The sequence below is a fragment of the Leuconostoc miyukkimchii genome, from assembly GCF_019656055.1.
Lineage (GTDB): Bacteria > Bacillota > Bacilli > Lactobacillales > Lactobacillaceae > Leuconostoc > Leuconostoc miyukkimchii.
On sequence record NZ_BPKY01000006.1, the window covers coordinates 63,661 to 82,605 of the forward strand.

General features: G+C 35.9%; 19 protein-coding genes, 1 tRNA gene and 1 riboswitch. Of the genes, 7 read left to right on the forward strand and 13 right to left on the reverse strand.

Annotation, left to right across the window (positions count from 1 at the left end; all coding sequences use genetic code 11):
- The first annotated feature begins 10 nt into the window (after positions 1 to 10).
- On the forward strand, positions 11 to 1,090 hold the full coding sequence (locus K5Q13_RS06325) for a methionine ABC transporter ATP-binding protein (RefSeq protein WP_220740872.1): 1,080 nt from the start codon (positions 11 to 13) through the stop codon (positions 1,088 to 1,090).
- Between the two features lie 2 nt (positions 1,091 to 1,092).
- On the forward strand, positions 1,093 to 1,788 hold the full coding sequence (locus K5Q13_RS06330; protein ID WP_220740873.1) for a methionine ABC transporter permease: 696 nt from the start codon (positions 1,093 to 1,095) through the stop codon (positions 1,786 to 1,788).
- Positions 1,789 to 1,908: 120 nt separating this feature from the next.
- Here the strand turns inward: K5Q13_RS06330 and K5Q13_RS06335 are convergent, their stop codons facing one another.
- The 3 genes from K5Q13_RS06335 to K5Q13_RS06345 form a co-directional block, all read right to left on the reverse strand.
- Positions 1,909 to 2,616: a GntR family transcriptional regulator gene (locus tag K5Q13_RS06335; RefSeq protein ID WP_220740874.1), complete on the reverse strand. Its 708-nt coding sequence runs from the start codon at positions 2,614 to 2,616 to the stop codon at positions 1,909 to 1,911.
- Positions 2,613 to 3,761 carry an N-acetylglucosamine-6-phosphate deacetylase gene (gene nagA / locus K5Q13_RS06340; RefSeq protein WP_220740875.1) on the reverse strand — a complete coding sequence of 383 codons (1,149 nt, stop codon included), beginning with the start codon at positions 3,759 to 3,761 and terminating at the stop codon, positions 2,613 to 2,615. The genes K5Q13_RS06335 and nagA overlap by 4 nt, the downstream gene beginning before the upstream one ends.
- A 128-nt stretch (positions 3,762 to 3,889) precedes the next feature.
- Entirely contained in the window at positions 3,890 to 4,411 is a 522-nt protein-coding gene (locus K5Q13_RS06345; RefSeq protein ID WP_220740876.1) for a phosphatidylglycerophosphatase A family protein, read from the reverse strand.
- Between the two features lie 110 nt (positions 4,412 to 4,521).
- Here K5Q13_RS06345 and K5Q13_RS06350 point away from each other — a divergent pair.
- Positions 4,522 to 4,593: transfer RNA gene (locus K5Q13_RS06350), tRNA-Gln, on the forward strand.
- A gap of 101 nt (positions 4,594 to 4,694) precedes the next feature.
- Here the strand turns inward: K5Q13_RS06350 and K5Q13_RS06355 are convergent.
- The 10 genes from K5Q13_RS06355 to K5Q13_RS06400 form a co-directional block, all read right to left on the reverse strand.
- Entirely contained in the window at positions 4,695 to 5,864 is a 1,170-nt protein-coding gene (locus K5Q13_RS06355) for a DUF2075 domain-containing protein (RefSeq protein WP_220740877.1), read from the reverse strand.
- Between the two features lie 92 nt (positions 5,865 to 5,956).
- Positions 5,957 to 7,138 carry an MFS transporter gene (locus K5Q13_RS06360; protein ID WP_220740878.1) on the reverse strand — a complete coding sequence of 394 codons (1,182 nt, stop codon included), beginning with the start codon at positions 7,136 to 7,138 and terminating at the stop codon, positions 5,957 to 5,959.
- Between the two features lie 35 nt (positions 7,139 to 7,173).
- Entirely contained in the window at positions 7,174 to 8,349 is a 1,176-nt protein-coding gene (locus tag K5Q13_RS06365) for a pyridoxal phosphate-dependent aminotransferase (RefSeq protein ID WP_220740879.1), read from the reverse strand.
- 23 nt (positions 8,350 to 8,372) lie between these two features.
- Positions 8,373 to 9,293 (reverse strand): NAD(P)-dependent oxidoreductase, encoded by a 921-nt coding sequence (locus K5Q13_RS06370; RefSeq protein ID WP_220740880.1) that lies wholly within the window; start codon positions 9,291 to 9,293, stop codon positions 8,373 to 8,375.
- 21 nt (positions 9,294 to 9,314) lie between these two features.
- Complete coding sequence (locus tag K5Q13_RS06375) at positions 9,315 to 10,037, reverse strand: amino acid ABC transporter ATP-binding protein (protein WP_220740881.1); 723 nt, start codon at positions 10,035 to 10,037, stop codon at positions 9,315 to 9,317.
- A complete protein-coding gene (locus tag K5Q13_RS06380) occupies positions 10,030 to 10,689 on the reverse strand; it encodes an amino acid ABC transporter permease (RefSeq protein WP_220740882.1) in 660 nt (219 codons plus the stop codon). Before K5Q13_RS06380 ends, K5Q13_RS06375 begins: the two co-directional genes overlap by 8 nt.
- Entirely contained in the window at positions 10,686 to 11,540 is an 855-nt protein-coding gene (locus K5Q13_RS06385; protein WP_220740883.1) for a basic amino acid ABC transporter substrate-binding protein, read from the reverse strand. Before K5Q13_RS06385 ends, K5Q13_RS06380 begins: the two co-directional genes overlap by 4 nt.
- Positions 11,541 to 11,569: 29 nt before the next feature.
- Positions 11,570 to 12,751, reverse strand: coding sequence for a trans-sulfuration enzyme family protein (locus K5Q13_RS06390; RefSeq protein ID WP_220740884.1), 1,182 nt, complete (start codon positions 12,749 to 12,751; stop codon positions 11,570 to 11,572).
- Between the two features lie 204 nt (positions 12,752 to 12,955).
- Positions 12,956 to 14,509 carry a PucR family transcriptional regulator gene (locus K5Q13_RS06395; protein ID WP_220740885.1) on the reverse strand — a complete coding sequence of 518 codons (1,554 nt, stop codon included), beginning with the start codon at positions 14,507 to 14,509 and terminating at the stop codon, positions 12,956 to 12,958.
- Between the two features lie 187 nt (positions 14,510 to 14,696).
- On the reverse strand, positions 14,697 to 15,221 hold the full coding sequence (locus tag K5Q13_RS06400; protein WP_220740886.1) for a dihydrofolate reductase family protein: 525 nt from the start codon (positions 15,219 to 15,221) through the stop codon (positions 14,697 to 14,699).
- Positions 15,222 to 15,326: 105 nt separating this feature from the next.
- A riboswitch (TPP riboswitch) is annotated at positions 15,327 to 15,416 on the forward strand.
- A 152-nt stretch (positions 15,417 to 15,568) separates the two neighbouring features.
- Here K5Q13_RS06400 and K5Q13_RS06405 point away from each other — a divergent pair.
- Genes K5Q13_RS06405 through tenA form a run of 4 tightly spaced genes read left to right on the forward strand, consistent with a single transcriptional unit; the run spans position 15,569 to position 18,888 of the window.
- Positions 15,569 to 16,150 carry an ECF transporter S component gene (locus K5Q13_RS06405; protein WP_220740887.1) on the forward strand — a complete coding sequence of 194 codons (582 nt, stop codon included), beginning with the start codon at positions 15,569 to 15,571 and terminating at the stop codon, positions 16,148 to 16,150.
- Positions 16,143 to 17,552, forward strand: a complete 1,410-nt coding sequence (locus K5Q13_RS06410) for an ABC transporter ATP-binding protein (protein WP_220740888.1) — start codon at positions 16,143 to 16,145, stop codon at positions 17,550 to 17,552. Before K5Q13_RS06405 ends, K5Q13_RS06410 begins: the two co-directional genes overlap by 8 nt.
- Positions 17,549 to 18,211 carry an energy-coupling factor transporter transmembrane component T family protein gene (locus K5Q13_RS06415; RefSeq protein WP_220740889.1) on the forward strand — a complete coding sequence of 221 codons (663 nt, stop codon included), beginning with the start codon at positions 17,549 to 17,551 and terminating at the stop codon, positions 18,209 to 18,211. The genes K5Q13_RS06410 and K5Q13_RS06415 overlap by 4 nt, the downstream gene beginning before the upstream one ends.
- A gap of 11 nt (positions 18,212 to 18,222) precedes the next feature.
- Positions 18,223 to 18,888 (forward strand): thiaminase II, encoded by a 666-nt coding sequence (tenA, locus tag K5Q13_RS06420; protein WP_220740890.1) that lies wholly within the window; start codon positions 18,223 to 18,225, stop codon positions 18,886 to 18,888.
- The last annotated feature ends 57 nt before the right edge of the window (positions 18,889 to 18,945 follow it).

An 18,945-nucleotide genomic window follows, 5' to 3' on the forward strand; every position in this document is an offset into this window, starting at 1 on the left:
GAGTAAACATATGAGCAATCCTATTATTGCATTAGACAATATTACTGTCACATTTCAACAAAAAAAGCGTGCCATCACAGCCGTCAACAATGTTTCTATTCATGTTGAACGTGGTGATGTTTATGGCATTGTAGGCTACTCAGGTGCTGGTAAATCAACGCTGGTTCGTGTTATTAATTTGCTACAAGAACCTACAAGTGGTTCCGTTGTTGTCAATGGCGAAACTTTCTTTCAAGCAGATGATACTTCAAGTAAGAAAGTACGTATTGCCACAAATGATCTACGCACCCGTCGCCGTAAAATTGGCATGATTTTTCAACACTTTAATTTGTTAAACGAACGAACAGTCACTGAAAATGTCGCGTTTGCATTGCAACATAGTAAGTTAACAGACAAGCAAAGAAAAGAAAAAGTCAAAGAACTGCTTGAACTTGTCGACTTGTCAGATCGTGCTGAACAGTATCCTTCTCAGTTATCAGGTGGACAAAAGCAACGTGTTGCAATTGCCCGTGCTTTAGCTAACGATCCAGAAATTCTAATTTCAGATGAAGCCACTTCTGCTCTTGATCCAAAAACAACTAACCAAATTTTAGCTTTGCTAAAGAAGTTAAATCAAGAACTTGGTTTAACAATTGTTTTAATCACTCATGAAATGCAAGCAGTTAAAGAGATCGCCAACAAAGTAGCTGTTATGCAAGACGGTGAAATTATTGAACGTGGTACGTTACTTGAAATTTTTGCGAAACCAACAGCGCAACTCACCAAAGAATTTATTGAAACCGCAACAAACATTGATAAGGCTATTACGACAATTTCTGCTCAACCTCTCATACAAAACTTACATGATGACGACCTATTCGTACGCTTGTCTTATGTTGGTGACACAACAGATGAGCCATTAATTGCTGGCCTATTCCGTGATTTCCAAGTAACTGCCAATATTTTGTACGGTAACGTTGAAGTGCTACAAAACACGCCTGTCGGCTCATTGTTAGTTATCTTATCTGGTGTACCTGATAAGATTAAAGCCGCCACATCAACGTTAGCAGACCACCATGTTGAAATTGAAGTACTCAAAGGAGGTAAATAATTATGTCAAAATGGTTTTCAGATACATTTCCTAACGTCGTCTATCAAGGATGGACTGGCGATACTGGCTGGTGGACATCTATTGTTCAAACACTTTACATGACATTTTGGTCGGCCATTTTTGGTGGTATTTTAGGATTAATTTTTGGTATTGGACTAATTATTACTCGACCAAACGGTATTGCGCCAAATAAAATATTATTTTCAGTATTTGATAAAGTTGTATCAGTCTTCCGTGCTGTTCCCTTCATCATTTTACTAGCGTTCATTGCACCTTTGACTAAGATTATTGTTGGCACACAAATTGGTACGACAGCAGCTTTGGTGCCTCTAGCACTGGGTGTTTTCCCATTTTATGCACGACAAGTCCAAGTAGCTCTATCTGAAGTTGATAGTGGTATTGTTGAAGCCGCCCAAGCTGTTGGTGCCTCATTTTGGGATATTGTCTTCGGTGTTTATATTCGTGAAGGACGTTCTGAACTTATTCGTGTATCCACAGTCACACTGATTAGTTTGATTGGTTTAACAGCCATGGCTGGGGCTATTGGTGCTGGTGGTCTAGGTAATATGGCTATTGCTTATGGCTATAATCGATTTGCGACTGACACCACGCTTGTTGCAACCTTCTTAGTCTTAATCTTTGTTCTAGTTGTGCAACTTGTCGGTGATTATCTTGCTAAACGAACGAATCATAAATAAGCCACAAATTTCCTCTAATAGAAAAACAAAAAATCACATTCAAAATTACTTTGAATGTGATTTTTTGTTACTAATTTTAAACTATCTATCATTACTTTTTGTAATCGTTTCACGCGCTTTCTATCGAGCCAGCGTAAATTCAAACCGTTCACCGACATAATAAGATCGTACGTACTCAAACGGTTGATCCTTCTGGTCAAATGATACTTGCCGCACACTCAAAATAGCATCGCCACGTTTAATCTCTAGTAATTCTGACAACCGCTCATTTGCCAAACTTGCTGAGATTGTCTGCTCGGCACGACCCGGTTTAATCCCCGCTTTTTCTAATGTTACATATAATGATTCTGTTAAATCGTGACGCGTAAATGCACGAATTAACTTCAACGGTAGTGTTGTCCGTTCAAGCAAAATTGGCTCCTCATCTCCCATTCGCAATCTTTCCATAACCAAAACTTCTTCACCTTCGGCTAATTGCAAATGCATAATTTCAGATGCAGAAGGAGAGGTTATTTTATAACGAATAGTTTTTGTTTTTGCAACACGGCCTGTATCGGCCATCAATTCCGTAAAACTTGTCATACCAAGTGCACGCTCTGAAACTTTTTTTTCAGCAACATAAGTACCGGAACCAACTTTTCTTTCTAATAAACCTTCATCTACTAGCGTTTGAATAGCTTGTCTCAACGTCATACGTGACACATTAAAATGTTCAGAAAGTTCACGCTCTGCAGGCAAGCGCTTCTGAGATTCCCATTCACCTGCTTCGATTCGCGCCTTAATTTGATTATGAATTTGAATATATCTTGGTATAACTGGTTTTGTCATAAATTTTCCCGTGCAAAACGACGACCGATTGAATACGTTGCCTGTAATTGCATATTTTCCTTATTAAAAATATTAAAATCGGCATCCTTACCAGCTGACAAGTCTCCTTTTTGAGTTAATCCAAATTCACGTGCTTGATTAACTGAACTCATCTGGACTGCATCATTGATATTAGCCGACGTAAATTGTTGAATGTTGCGAAAAGCATCATCATATGCTAACACAGAACCTGCCAAATGACCATTTTCAAGTCTTGCCTGCTTATCATGTACAATCACTTTTTGACCACCAAGTTCAGATGTGCCTTCACCCAATCCTTCAGCCCGCATGGAATCTGTGACTAATTCTAGACGATGAGAGCCTTTCAAACGAAAGGCAATTTCTAACATGTCCGGCACGATATGAAAGCCATCAGCAATCAATTCACCGGTAATTGCATCTTCTAACATGCCATGACCTGTCACACCCGGTTCACGATGATGCAAGGGCCTCTGAGCATTATATAAATGTGTTATATGTGTGGCCCGTGAGTATATCAATTGTGCACGTGTTGCATTTGAATGACCAATAGATGGTACAATATGATGCGCTAACATAAACGCTTCAAAATCAGGTATTCCACCGTTTTCTGGTGCATACGTTACCAGTCTAATACGTTCACCAGATAACGCATACCACTTCTTGAGTAACTCAGTGTTTGGATTAATAATATATTCTTCAGGTTGCGCACCCATAAACACTTTATTAATGAATGGCCCTTCTAAATGAATACCCTGAATAACTGGATTACTTTTAGCAACTTCATTGATTGTTACTAAGGCTTTTTCAATATTTTCCGGAGATTGTGTGATTGTAGTTGGAAATAACGATGTGATGCCTTCTGTGACCATTTTGTTCACCATGGTATTAAGACCTTCAGGGTCACCATCCATGGTATCTAATCCATAACCACCGTGTTTGTGAACATCAATAAATCCCGGAACAACAAGTTTACCTGTTGCTTCTACAACAAGTTCGTCATCATCGCGTGGTTGAAAGTCGACCATATAACCAACCTCGTTGATGATGTTAGTAAAACGCATGTAAGCATCTGCCATATGTTTTGAGCCAGTGTAAAGGTCGATATGCTGTAATAATTTAGCCATGAGTATAGTTGATAGTAAGCATTAATTTTTAAACTAATGCTTGCCTTTCCTCCTATTTATTCTTAACCTTATTATAATTGGTATAGACCGATTATGCAAATTTTTATCTGACTTCATCATCAAAAAAGCTATAATTCACCTAAATTTTCATCCGTCTTACTCAAACCACGCGCATATTTGTGGGCAACCTTTGATGCTGCTGCCGCTGCTAAGGCACCAACGATATCATCTGCAAATGTTGTCACAGCAGGTGTCGTCTTACCTTTTCTGTCTAGTTCACCAACCAAACCAACTTTTATTTTATCAATGTAACCATAATTCGTAACACCTATGGTATCAAATGACATAGCAATGGCTGTCCCTAATGTCTCATCCACACCAAAAAGTGTATCATCATTTTCCACCAAATCTTGAAGTGGTGATTCAAGTAAATGTGCTTCTGCTAATCGATCTAACTCCAAAGCAACCCATATTTGATGTTGCACAACCCGCTTGTGTAAAATGCTGATAACTGCCGCTTCGACCTGTTCAACGGTCAGTTCGGCTACGTAATTTTTTTCGCTATTATAACCAATAAGAGCAATGTCATGCAATTCAATATGATGTTGCTTCAATTTGTTTACCGTGTTTTCGTAAGTTGCATATGCCATACCATTTCCCCCTGCTTTTTTATCTAGTATATACAAAAAATAAATATTTAACAAAGCCAATATTTACTCTTGCAAAAGTCACCAAAACTCTGTAAAATAGTTAGAGTAATTGCCCCTTGGCCAAGCGGTAAGGCGGTGGCTTCTGGTGCCACTACGCGCTGGTTCGAATCCAGCAGGGGCAATAATTCTTGACGATCGATATGATCGTCTTTTTTGTTGTAGTCGATTGGAAAATCGCAACGACTCTAATCAATCCAAATACTAGTTTTTGCGACACAGTCGATTATTTATTATTTTGATATAAATTAACTAAACGTGCTCTTAACGCATCATCATAAGCTGTCAAATATAACCCAAATTTACCACGCTTAATTAGTACATTTAAGACATTAGCAATAAAATCTTGATATTGTTCATCTGTTAAATTCATGTCGTGACGTTTCTTAAAGATTTCTTTATGTGAGTACTTTTTAGGTATAATTGTCATGCTGTCAGTTTTTTCATCATAACCAAATGACGGTCCAATAATCATCCCAACATAATTCAAATCAAATCCTTGCAAGGTATAAATTGTCCCAACTTGTGTAATAGATGATTCACGTTTGGCCCAATGTGTACGTTGTGGATCCCACTCATCCCATGGTAAAGAAAAAGTATCCATCTCAACGTTATGGCGCCCATCAATGCGTGGAAATCCAGATGTTGCCACAACACGACTTAACCCAACATCTTGATTTTTTGCTTTAATTTTTTCGTACAAACTACCCGCCGTAGAAAAAACTTCAAATTCAAAGTCACTATTCCGTGGAAATGGTACAAGTTGTTTTTGCGCCGTTAAGTCATCTAGCCACTTTACTTGGTCATGACTAGCAACCATACGATATTGAAAATCCATATCGAATTGCTTGTACGGATGATTACCAATCGTTTGGAACAGTAATTCTTTTGACCAGTACATTTTTGATTGAAAAACCTGTGCAAAGTCATAAACTACCACAACAATTTTTGCTAATGCCATTAAGTCTGTGAGCTGATTTTTACCACGATAGTGTGCGTATGGCTCCGACTTTGAATACAGTAAATGTGCCTCATCTACAAAAATAATGTCGTATTGCCAATTATTTTTTTGTGCACGGTTAATCAGTGCTGTTGGTCTCAAAATATTTTTCGCATTTAATCCTGGAATATCGTCAGCAAGATCTTGATACGCTTTAAATAGTTCAGGATGATTAACCACTAGCGCTGTTTTATAACGTTTATCTGTCATATATTTAGTCACTAAATGCATTAGTATAACTGATTTTCCAGTACCAGCAGCTCCTTGAACAATAGCGACTGCATGCTGGTTTTTAATTAAACTATCGCCAATATAATCATTCATTTGAGTGATTGTTTGTTGTTGGTTATCAGATAACTGATCAATCAAAAATTGGTCTTTTAGAATTTTATTCATTTTATATTTTCTCCATTATTTTCAATTATACAGTCTCAGTGAGAAACTACAAAAAAGATGGTTCCCAGTAGGAATCATCTTTTGAAACTTCATTATGATTTTATTGCAAATTTGAATTTTCTTAAAATAATAAAATTAACTAAAAAGAAGACACTAGCTAATAAAAAAAGCGTTGTAAAACTAATATACTGTGTGAGAAAAGCGCCTAGTATTGAACCTAAAAGACTACCAAAAGACTGTGCTGATAAACTTATACTAAACACTGTGCTAATACGGTCACTAGTTTTAGAGAGTAATGCCTGTACCGACGGTGTTAAGGCTGCATTGCTAATACCAGTTAAAAATCGCAACACTGCAAATATGATCAAACTGTGAACCATCCCCAAAACGAAATAAATAATAATCGCCGAACCTTCAGCCACCATCAATACTTTGCGTGAACCAAACTTGTCACCTAATTTTCCAATAAAAACAGCAAAAATTGCAGTTGCAACACCAGGTAAAGCCGATATAATTCCTGCCCCCATCATAACGTCATGGGTTGATACAATCATTTTTTTTACCATTAAACCAATGTATGGGGTTATTAAACTTTCTACAAGTTGAATTGTCATCACTGTCATTAACAAAATCAATAGTTGTCCTGTCACAATTGATAACTTCTTGTCCTTTTTTATTGTTATTTTTTCTTGTTTCTGGAACTTTTCCTGAATGCCGAAATAACTCAGCCCACCTACAAGTAGCAAAATAATACCAGTCATTGTAAAAGTCATACGGATGCTAAACACTGTTGCTAAAATACCACCGACTACTGGACCTAACAACCCACCGATGATATATCCAGTTGATAATTTACTGATCACACTTGCCCTCTTATCCACAGAAGTTTCGGATGCAATTAATGCTATTGCGCTTGGCGTATAGCCATCAAAAAAGCCTTGAATTAATCGTAATACAATAATTTGCCACAGATGAGTTGCGGTACTAATTAGTATAATTACAATTCCCATGCCAAAGGCTGTACGTATTAGCATTGGTTTCCTGCCAAATTTATCTGCCAACCATCCCCAAATCGGTGAAACAAGTATAACAATAAGATAGGAAGCAGCATACGATATCCCTGCATAAAAACTCACCTGAGTATCTGTGTAATGTCCTAATTGCATGATATATAAGGCCAAAAAAGGCATGGCTTCACTAAATGCCATGCCCGCCATAAATGTACCTAACCATGCAATCTTAAAGTTTTTTGCGCGTTGATATTCGCTATTCATGTCAAAGTCTCTCTTAGTAGTAACACGATGGTAAATTAATCCACTCTGTTGTTTAAAATTTCAATAGCAGCTTGTAATCGATTCATTGCTTCTTGTAAAGTTGGTATGTCCATTGCATATGATATACGAATGTACCCTTCTCCAAAGTCTGTAAATGCCGATCCATGAACAACTGCTAAATCAACCGACTCAATTAAATATTTTACGAAATTTAAGGAAGACAACTTGAACTTTTCGATATTAACAAAGACATAAAACGCACCTTCTGGTTTAATATAATCAAGACCCATTTCATCTAAACGTGCCATGATGTAATCACGCCGCTCTCTAAAAATTGTTACTAAATGCTTGGGATTGTCTTTGTCGGATGTTAATGCAACCATAGCAGCTTCTTGCGCAATACTTGATACACAACCAACATTTGCTTGATGAATTTTGAATATTTCTTCAATTAATTTTTCGGGTCCTAATAAATAACCAATTCGCCAGCCCGTCATACTATGCGACTTCGATAACCCATTTAACACAATCGTACGTTCTTTCATACCTGGTACGCTGGCAATTGACGGTGCGTAATCTTGATCATAAACTAATCGATTATACACATCATCGGTCAGAACATAGAGATCATGTTGCTTAATTACATGACTTAGAGCAGTTAATTCTGCGGTATTTAGTACGACACCACTAGGGTTATTGGGGTAATTTAGTATGACAAGTTTTGTTTTGTCCGTTATTGCTGCATTCAGTTGTTCCGGTTGTAATCTAAAGTTACTCTCACGTGTATCCACAACGATAGGCTTAGCACCTGCCAGAGTAATAGCTTGCATATAAGCTGTATAACCTGGCGAAACTATAATGACCTCGTCCCCCGCGTTTACAAGCCCTCGAATTGTCAAATCAATACCTTGACTGGCACCGACGGTGACTATTATTTCGTTATCAGGATTATATTGCGTATCATAGAAACCTTTCATATACTGAGATATGACCTTTCGTAATGGTAACATACCTCGATTATCAGTATATTTTGTTTTATCTTGCTCAATAGCACTAATACCGGCTTTTTTTGTTGCTTCTGGTGTAGGCAAGTCAATCTCACCAACAGTTAATTCAATAACATCTTCAATTGGCTTTTTAATGAAGTTAGCAACTAACCTAATACCCGATAATGATGTGTTCTCAACAGTCTTGCTAATTAATTTTGTCATTGTGATTTACCCTCCTTAATACATTAATTGATGTGATTAACCGCGTTTCTCGGTTGTTGTTCCTTAAAAAAATCAATGACATTTCCCACAACAGCGTTGGCTGTTAAATGTTCTGCCTCAACAGTGTTTGCACCAATATGTGGTGTGACAAATATTTCATTCTGCTTGGCTAAACGATCACTATTCAGTGATTCATTTTGAATTGTATCTAATCCAGCACCTAATATTTGATGTTTTTGAATTGCCACAACTAAATCATATTCATCAATAAGTGCCCCACGTGCTGTATTAATTAAAATAGCATTATTTTTCATATTTAAAAATGTATTGTGATTAAACATTTTTTCAGTATCTTGCGTTGCTGGAATATGTAATGTAATAATATCTGATTGTGTAATTAGTGTTTGAAAATCTACAAATTTAGCATATTTGGGTATGATTTCACGGTGATTGTATACTAAGATATTGACACCAAATCCGCTTAAAATTGATTCAACATGCTTTGCTATACGACCATATCCGACAATACCCACAGTTTTACCTTGCAGATTATGTCCAAGTACCTGAGATTTTCCGCTAAGTATAGTATTTTTAATATGACGTATAGTATTCAGTAATAAAATAATTGTCATTTCTGCAACAGAGACAGCATTAGCCCCTGGTGTATTGGTGACCCACACACCATGTTGTGTGGCAACATCAATCGATATGTTGTCATAACCGACACCGCGCCTTGTAATCATTTTAAGGTGAGGTAATTGTGAAAACCAACTATCCTTAAATGGCATATCCGTCAGGACAATGACTTGCGCATCATATGCTAACTGCAGTAAATTTTTTTCATCTAAATTGTCGCTACGTGACACATGATAGCCTAACTTTTTAAATTCTTCAATCGCATCATCCTGCAAGGCTCCGACAATATGTACACGCTTAATTGACATGATCGTTCTCCATTAAGGTTGTTATAATACTCTACTTAAAAACTCTTTAGTTCGCTTATTGCTTGGTGTATTGAATATAACTTCAGGTGTACCCTCTTCCACGACAACGCCATCTGCCATAAAAACTACCTTGCTAGCCACTTCACGTGCAAATCCCATTTCGTGTGTAACCACAATCATAGTTATTCCTTGTTTTGCTAAATTATGCATCACATCTAGAACATCATCAACCGTCTCAGGATCGAGCGCTGATGTTGGTTCATCAAACAATAAATACTTAGGTTGCATTGCTAGTGACCTCGCAATACCAACACGCTGTTGTTGACCACCAGATAACGATTTTGGATAAACATCCGCTTTGTCTTGTAAGCCAACCAATGCCAAAAGCTCATGAGCTTGTTTTTCGGCTTCTTCCGAGGTTAACTTTTTGACACGTTTTGGTGCAAGTGTAATATTTTCCAAAACAGTTAGGTTCGGAAATAAATTAAAGTGTTGAAAAACCATACCCATTTTTGCCTGTATTGATTGGATATCATTATTTTCGTCTGTAATGTCATCACCATCAATCCAGATATAGCCGTCTGTTGCAACTTCTAAATGATTTATTAACCTCAGCAATGTTGATTTTCCAGAACCAGATGGTCCAATAATGACCACAACCTCATTATCATTAACATCTAAGTTAATATCTTTAAGCACTTCAATTTGATCAAATTTTTTTGATATATGTTCAACTTTAATCACTTTTTGCCATCCGCCTTTCCAAGATCCCCATTAAACGACTTGCAGTCAATGTCAAAATTAAATATAGTACTGCTACTGTTAAGTAAGGTGTCCACACAATATAGTACTGTGCATTCATTGCTTGCGCCCAATACGTAATTTCTGGTGCTGAAATTGCTGAAATCAGCGATGAATCCTTAATCAAACTAATAAATTCGTTTCCCAAAGGTGGAATGACAACTTTAATCGCTTGGGGCATAATAATAAATCGCATCGTATCAAACGAACTTAAGTTCAAAGTTCTTGCTGCCTCAGTTTGACCGTTATCTATTGACTGAATACCTGATCGAAATGTTTCAGCTATATACGCGGCAGCATTCAACGATAATGCCAATGTACCCGCTATATAGGGATTTGAATGTCCAACAATAACTGGAACGACACCAAAATTAATAATCAATATTTGAACAAAAAGTGGCGTGCCTCTAAATAGACTAATATAGAGCTTGAAAATAACAGAAATGAAAGGTATATTCGACATTCGTCCTAATGCGATTACTAAGCCCAAAATAGTGCCAAAAATAATCCCACTAATAGAAAAGCCCAACGTGTATAAGAGACCTCGCATGAAATATGGTGCATAGTCAAGGATCATTTCATAACTAAAACTCATTTACTGCCCCCTTGTCGTGCTTTAATTAAATTCAGTGCTGGCTTATTATCAAACCACTTAAGATAAATTTTTGTGTATTCACCATTATCAATTATCTTTTTCAATGCGTTATCATAATCTGAACGATATGGTGAATTTTTTGGGAACATCATACCAAAATATTCCGGTTTAAAGTTTTTGTCATCGTAAATAATTTTTAAATTATACGACGGATTACTAGCAACATATTTTGTAACTGTGGTTTCATCCCCGATAGCCGCTGTCGCTTGACCATGTACGACTTGTAAATTGGTGGTACCACCATTATCAGCGCTAATATTACTATTATGCTTACCAAGAATAGATTCTGCCGCTGCCTGACCAGTAGAACCAGTTTGTACAGCTATCTTTTTTCCTTTCAAATCTAGGGCAGTCTTAATGCTAGTATTATCTTTTTTGGTAACAATTGCTTGACGTGAAACAAAGTATGGATTTGAAAAATCATACGACTTCTGTCGATCAGATGTAATTGTAATACCAGAAATAGCTGCGTCAACTGATCCCGAATGCAATTGCGTAAACATGGCATCCCAACCCGTATTTTTAACAGTATAATCGTATCCTGCTTCTTTGGAGAGCGCTTTTAATAAATCTAAATCAAAACCAACTACTTTACCATTATTAACAAATTCAAATGGGTTCCAGTTAGCATATGTTAGTATTGACAATTTTTTTGTTTTATCCTTTTCTGAAGATACTTTTTTGTTGTTTGACACATTCACGATACCTATCACGAACACTGCCACAATAATAATACCAACAACCGACCATACTATTTTTTGTTTACTCTGCTTTTTTTTCGGTGCAACCATCTTATTTTTCTCCTTCAAACATTAAGTAACTAGTCAATTTGTGCCAAAGCTTGCTGGAAATCATAAATCAAATCTGCTTCATCCTCAATCCCAGCACTAACACGTAGTAATTGATTCGTAATGCCAATTTTACTGCGTTCTTCTTCAGGCGTATCAAAATGTGAGGAAGAAACTGGATGAGAAATTGTTGTTCGAATGCCACCGAGTGTCATAGCATACTTCGTTAATTTTAATTGTCCTAACAATTGGTTGATGCTATCATAATCACCATTTAATTCAAAACTCAACATACCGCCGTAGTAATTTGAAAATTGATTCGAAGCCAATTCATGCTGTGGATGACCAACCAAACCAGAATAATAAACTTTTTTAATCTGAGGTTGTTCTACCAAAAATTCTGCTAAAGCCAAGGCGTTACTCGACTGCTTCTTAACACGCAAATCTAAAGTTCTCATCCCACGTGTTGCCAACCAAGAATCGAATGGTGCACCAGTTGTACCTAACAAAACTTGCCATTGATATATTTGTTGTATTAGTTCTGAACTACCACTGATAGCACCAAGACTAACATCACCATGTCCATTAGCAAATTTAGTTAAACTATTAATAACAATATCTGCACCAGCGGTAATTGATTGAAATAAAACAGCGGTCATAAATGTATTATCTACAATAAGATAACTCTTGTGACTATGGGCTAATTTAGATAATTCGCCAATATTGGCTACTGTCATCATCGGATTTCCCACAGTCTCCGTGTAAATAATTTTCGTATTTTCCTTTACGGCAGATTCAACAGCATGGCTATCTGTGATATCAACAAAATCAACAGTTATGTTGAATTGCGATAACTCATTTAACAAGTCGATTGATTCACCATATAATGTTTTATCAGCAATGACATGATCCCCATTGTGTAACAGCGCCAACAACGTTGTTGATATTGCCGCCATTCCAGAGTTTGTAATCAGGCTTTGCTCTGCCTTTTCTAGATAAGAAACCAATTCTGCTGCCCCATCACGGTTTGCATTATGTGATCTAATGTAAGCATATCCTTGTCGATCATAAGTGTCATGTAAATCATCTAAATCTGATACATTATGTGCAGTAGATAAATATAATGGCATAACCTCTGGTTCACTAACTTTTGTTTGATCAATTTTGTTGCCTTTATATAATAGGTCTGTATTTTGTTTATTATGATGTGCCATTTCTATTCTTCCTTCCGTGGGGATCAATTAGCATTAGATATTATGTTAATATTTGTTTTATTCTATATTTAATTAAATATAATTACATTAGTTAAAACAGCTATAATTTATCTAATCATTGTGTCATTTTTAAAACTTTGAGCTTAATAATGACAATAATATCTAATAATTGTTACGAAAGAACCAACTTTTAAATGCTTTATGTCATGACTTATTTGATGTCAGATTCCATAACATGGTTCCCAAAAATAATTTTTCAACATCTGCAGCATCTTTTAAATTAATTTTCAATAATGACTCAATTTTTTTTAATCTAAAAATAACCGTATTACGATGAATAAACATCGTTTCAGAAACCTTAGCGATAGATTGACCATGTGTAAAATAAACATTGAGCGTTAAAATCAAGTCATCAACATCATTTTGTGTTTTTATATTTGAAAATACCTCGTTGAGATATGATTGTATTTCCCACTCAGGTATTAACTTCAAAACTTCTTTATCATGTTTTGGTCGATACTGAATAACCCGTTGATTTTTTGTAATTCCTAATCTCGCTGCCTCTAAAGCCTCTCGATACACCTTATTTAAATTGCTAAAAACTACCGGTGTTTTACTATAACCAAAATAAAAAACCTCATATTGCAATAGATTTTGATCTAAAAAATTTTTTAATGCAATTAAGAGATGGCTGATATTTTGAGTGCTCGGTAAAACGATTAAAATTCTGTGTTCATGTTTTATCAATACCGAGGAGGCATGATATTCCTCAGTAAACCATTTAATTAATTCATACGCTTGTTTTAAAATTTTTGATTTGGTACGTAAGTTCGTTATAGGTATTTCAAACAAACCTAGCTGATAGGTATCCGTTTGACTAATATTTAGTGACTGCAATTGATTGGATATTTGCTCCGAGGTTAATTCTTCTTTAATAATACTGCTGTAAATTTTATTTTTTTGTTCAAGTGCATTGACTATTTTAAGATTCACTTTGGAATTAACCACACTCACCATTGTCAGTATTTGTTGTAATATTACATCCTGATATTTTTTATTTTCATCAAAATCAAAAATTCCTAAAAAGTATTTTTCATTATTTTCTGGCACAATAAGTGGATAAATATTGATAATGTGTTCTTCATACTTACACTGAACACTATTACTTAATATTGTGTAATCTATTTGGCTGTTATTCCTTAAATCTTGGGTAATGCTCTGGGTACTATTAGCTATTTCTGGCGTTGATGCTATAACTTCAAAATGGCTATTTAATAAAATAATACTGTGTGCTGTTACCTGCCCTGCAACACCTATTATTTGTTTTTGGCTCGCATTTGAAGCCACAGATTTAGCTAATTCTCTGGTATCTTTTAACACTATGCTGACTGCCTGTTCTTCTTCAAACTGCAACATTTTAGTCAGCTTTATGATGACGTTATTTAAATCAACTGGCTCTTTGAACTGAAAGACACTGATATTATTACTTTCTAGTAATTCATAAGATTTTTTAGCTAAATTATCTGTCAATCCAATCACTACTTGATCTATATTTTTAATTTTTTCATCAAAATTTTCTTTGCCAATTGCCTTCTCAAAAAGTGCCTTATTATCTACTAATAATAACTGATGCGATTGAAAATCAGTCATCGCTACATCTTTACTTAGATAATCAACGTGTGATACTTCAATGTTTGGAGTTGGTTTTTTTGTTAACCATTTAATACTTTTATAACTAATTAATTCAAATAATTCCATCACACTTCTCCTTATTCATAACTATTTATCAATCTGCTATTTAAAACTAGAATAAGTTGATTTATTATTTATAGTAATCCATTTTATCAATATCATCCTCCTTTTCGTTAGATATCCTAACAATAAATCGAAAAAAATTGTGTGCATGACACCTAATTTTCACTTGTTTTTAACAAAAAAAAGCCGCTTACTGCGACTTTTTTAAATGGATTTCTGTTAATTCACCAAGTTGTGTTGTTTCTATGAAACGTAACTTTGTTCGGTAATCACCAGACTCAAATAGTCGTTTGCCATCCCCAAGCAAAACTGGCACAATTTGAATCCAAAACTCATCAATTAAATTAGCTTCTAACAAGGTTTTTAAAATACCGCCGCCACCAATAATCCAAATCATACCACCTGGTTGTTGCTGATATGATTTTATGATATCTACAACGTTGCCCGAAACGTAAGTAACATTTTGTTGCTTAACTTGTTTTTTTCGAGAAAATATAACCTTTTCTTTTCCTGCATAAAGCGTTTGATCACCGATAATTTGTTGTGCCACTTCAAATGTTTTACGACCCATGACAAAAGTACTCACTTGTTTTTCAAAATCTTCATAGGTAGACTTACCACCCAAATCACTATCCAGTAGCCATTGTAAGTCGTCTTTTCTATCCGCTAAATAACCATCTAAACTCATGGCACCATAAAAAACTATTTGACGCATCACATTACCCACTTTTTTATATTTGTTCTCACAATAGCTTATGCCTTATTTTAACACGGTTGCATTACCATAAAAATTATGTTAAATTGTACATGTAGTTTAATATTTAACAATCTGGGGTGCCATATGGCTGAGAAATACCCATTGAACCTGATCTGGTTAATACCAGCGAAGGGAGAATTGCTTTTTTTAGTTTTGTACTAGGCAAACTCTTGGCTCATAAATGAACCAAGAGTTTTTTATTGTCCTATAAAACACCACGTTAATTACTAAACGTAACTTGAATCCATACTGTATGCCAGACATAAAATATAAACTACAAATAATTTTTATGGAGGCATAATCTTATGCAAACTGTTTCAAAATCAAAAACACCACGTTGGGCTTTACGTGATGTATTATTATTGGCATTCGTTGCCGTTTTTATTGGGTTTATTTTTTGGGTACTCGGTCCAATTTATAATCTCTTATCAGCTGCCTTAACACCACTTGGACTAGCACCATTTGCCAATGAACTACTAATTGGTGGTTGGATGATGGCCGCACCGTTGGCAAGTATTTTAATTCGACAAGCTGGTGCGGGACTTTTAGGTGAATTTTTTGCTGCTGCTGTTGAAATGCTACTAGGCGGTCAATGGGGTGTTGCTACTTTACTCTCTGGTTTAGTCCAAGGTATTGGTAGCGAAGCTGGTTTTGCTATATTGGGTTATAAGCATTGGGGATGGCGTGGTATTTTTGCCTCAGCAATCACAGGAACACTTGTAACTTTTGTTTGGTCAGCTCTGCGAGATGGTTATGCTTCTTACCATATTGGTATGTTAATTGCTTTGTTTATCACACGCTTTGTCTCAATTTTATTCTTTGGTGGTGTATTGGTTGTCGCTATTCAAAAATTAATTGAAAAATCTGGCGTTCTTCATCATGGGTGATTTAGTAGTTGACAATGTTAACTTTGCTTATCATGAGAGCCAAGTTCTAACAAATGTTTCACTCACATTACGACCAGGTACTTTTAACTTACTTGTAGGTCCCAGTGGTGGTGGTAAATCTACTCTGCTTAAACTACTATCTGGTTTGTATCCCAAATTTAGTGATGGCCAATTGACTGGTAAATTAAGTATTGATGGCTATGCAATAGATGATATCGTGCCTTACCAACGTGTAACTTATATTGGCTATTTATTTCAAAATCCAACACGCCAATTCGTCATGCAGACACCCTTTGAAGAATTAAGATTTAGCCTAGAAAATTTACAATTACCTCCAAATGATATCAACACACGCATTCACGACGTATTGAAAACGGTAGGCATGTTAGATTTCATGCATCATGATTTATTGACATTATCAGGTGGTGAAAAGCAAAAAATTGCATTGGCTGTTGCCTTAGCGATGAACAGTGAATATTTGCTACTAGACGAACCTTTTGCAAATGTTGACCCTACTGCGCGTTTGCAACTCATTCAAGTTATCAAACAATATCAGCAGACTGGTAAAACTATTTTAATAACCGATCACGATTGGAGCGGTTATACAGACTTGATTGATGATGTATTTTTCATGGATGCTGGTCATCTTCACCAAGCAAATCAAGTGGAGCGGGCAAAAGTTCTCAAGCAATTACCTATTCAAACAAATATTGAAACTACATTACCTATTCAACAAAGTAATTTAATAACACTCAAAAAAGTCACACTAAGCAATGGTACACGACCATTGCTTAGTGAAACATCATTAGAAATTCCCAAGGAAAAACGTATTTTAATTACTGGACCAAATGGTGTTGGTAAATCAACGCTCTTTTCTGCTTTAGTTAAACTGACACCCTATGGTGGCATAATTACCTATAATCAACAAAATATTGCCAAACAAAAAATTGCAAAACATGTGCGTGACATTGCACTCGTATTTCAAAATTCTGAACAGCAGTTTGTAGCCATGACGGTTGCCGAAGAGCTGACTCAAGCGCAACAATTTAGTTATTATCCTGATATTTGGACAAATGATACACTGGAAAAAATACTAACACAGCTTAATTTATCTGAATTACGTCAACATGTTGTTTATCAACTGTCTGGTGGTCAACAAAAAAAATTACAAGTGCTTATCATGTTAATTATCGGCACCCCGACTTTATTATTTGATGAGCCATTAGCAGGATTAGATAACGATTCACAACAACATTTGTTAGAAATAATTGCTGAATTTTCAACACGTCAACATCAAACAATTTTATTCATTAGCCATCAATTACAAGCTGTTACCCATTGGTTTGATTATCATTTGCATTTTGAAAATAAACAACTCGTTTATCTCGGAGGTGACTCATGAATCCACTAATCAAATTCATTACAGTCATGGTCATCGCCTTAGAACTGACTTTTATCAAAAGTGTGACGGTTAATTTGGTTGTTATTGGTGTCAGTGCGTTACTCTATTTGTTCTTACACTTACATTGGAAACAATGGTTATGGTTGATACTTTTGCCACTATTACCAGGACTTGGTTCATGGTTTTCACTCATGTATTTTGGTACTGGTAATCACGTGCATATGGCTTGGGTCATGCTCACCCGTGTATTTGCTTATCTCTGGTTGGGTGGTTTGTTTACACTGAAATTAACAGAAGAACGCGAAGTTTTTTTAGCTACGCTTGAGCAAAAAGCTAAATTGAGTAGCACATTTGTCTATGCATTGGTTGGTGTTTTGAATTTTATGCCTGCCGTTAATCAACAAATTAAGACGATCCGTATTGCTTCACAAATGCGTGGCCAAACTTTACATATTTGGCAAGCTCAGCTTTACTTCAAAGCCATTTTATCAGCAATTCGCTGGTCACAAAATCTAGCCGAAGGTATGGTAAGCCATGGATTTACTGAAGGCGCACCGCGAACATACTTAAACGTTATTACTATTAATAAACGTGACTGGGTACTTTTAGCAATCATATTAATAGCATTTCAATTATTACTATTTCCTAACTGGTACTAAGGAGCAAATAAATGACATTTTCACAAGATTTATTAACACGTGCGCAACCTATCATGACAGCTATTATGGCACACCCCTTTGTTGTGGCTATCGCCGATGGTACAGTCCCAGATAACGTCTTAAACTATTATGTTGAACAAGACGAACATTATTTAAAAGACTATCTCACAATTACTGCACTAGCCGTTACGCAAACTGATAATAACGATGACATCTCAAAACTATTGGATGTTGCACAATTTGTGGGTAATGAGTCCAAAGCCCATGACGTGATGCTAGGTATCACAGGGCATCAAGTTGAAAATTGGCGTCGTGGACCCGAAACACAATTATATGTGAATCATATGTATGAATCAGCTTATCGCGGCACATATGCTGATACCTTGGCAGCACTACTACCCTGCGCTTGGAGTTATGAAGTCATGGGTCGCGAGTTAGTGGCAGCAGGTGCTAATAATGAGGGAAATCCACTGAAAGAATGGATTGAATTATATGCACCAAATGATGCTAGTAAGAGTTATACAATTTGGCGCTTAGCAGCCTTAAATCGTGAAGTTACGCATCTAACACCAGAACAACAAGAACACGTTGCACAAACATTTTTATTAAGTCTCGAAATGGAATGGCGTTTTTGGGAAGCAGCTTGGCAACAAGAAAACTGGCAGTTTAATTTTTAGACTTATATGCCATTCAATAAGCAATATAAAAACGATCAACAAAGTGTTGATCGTTTT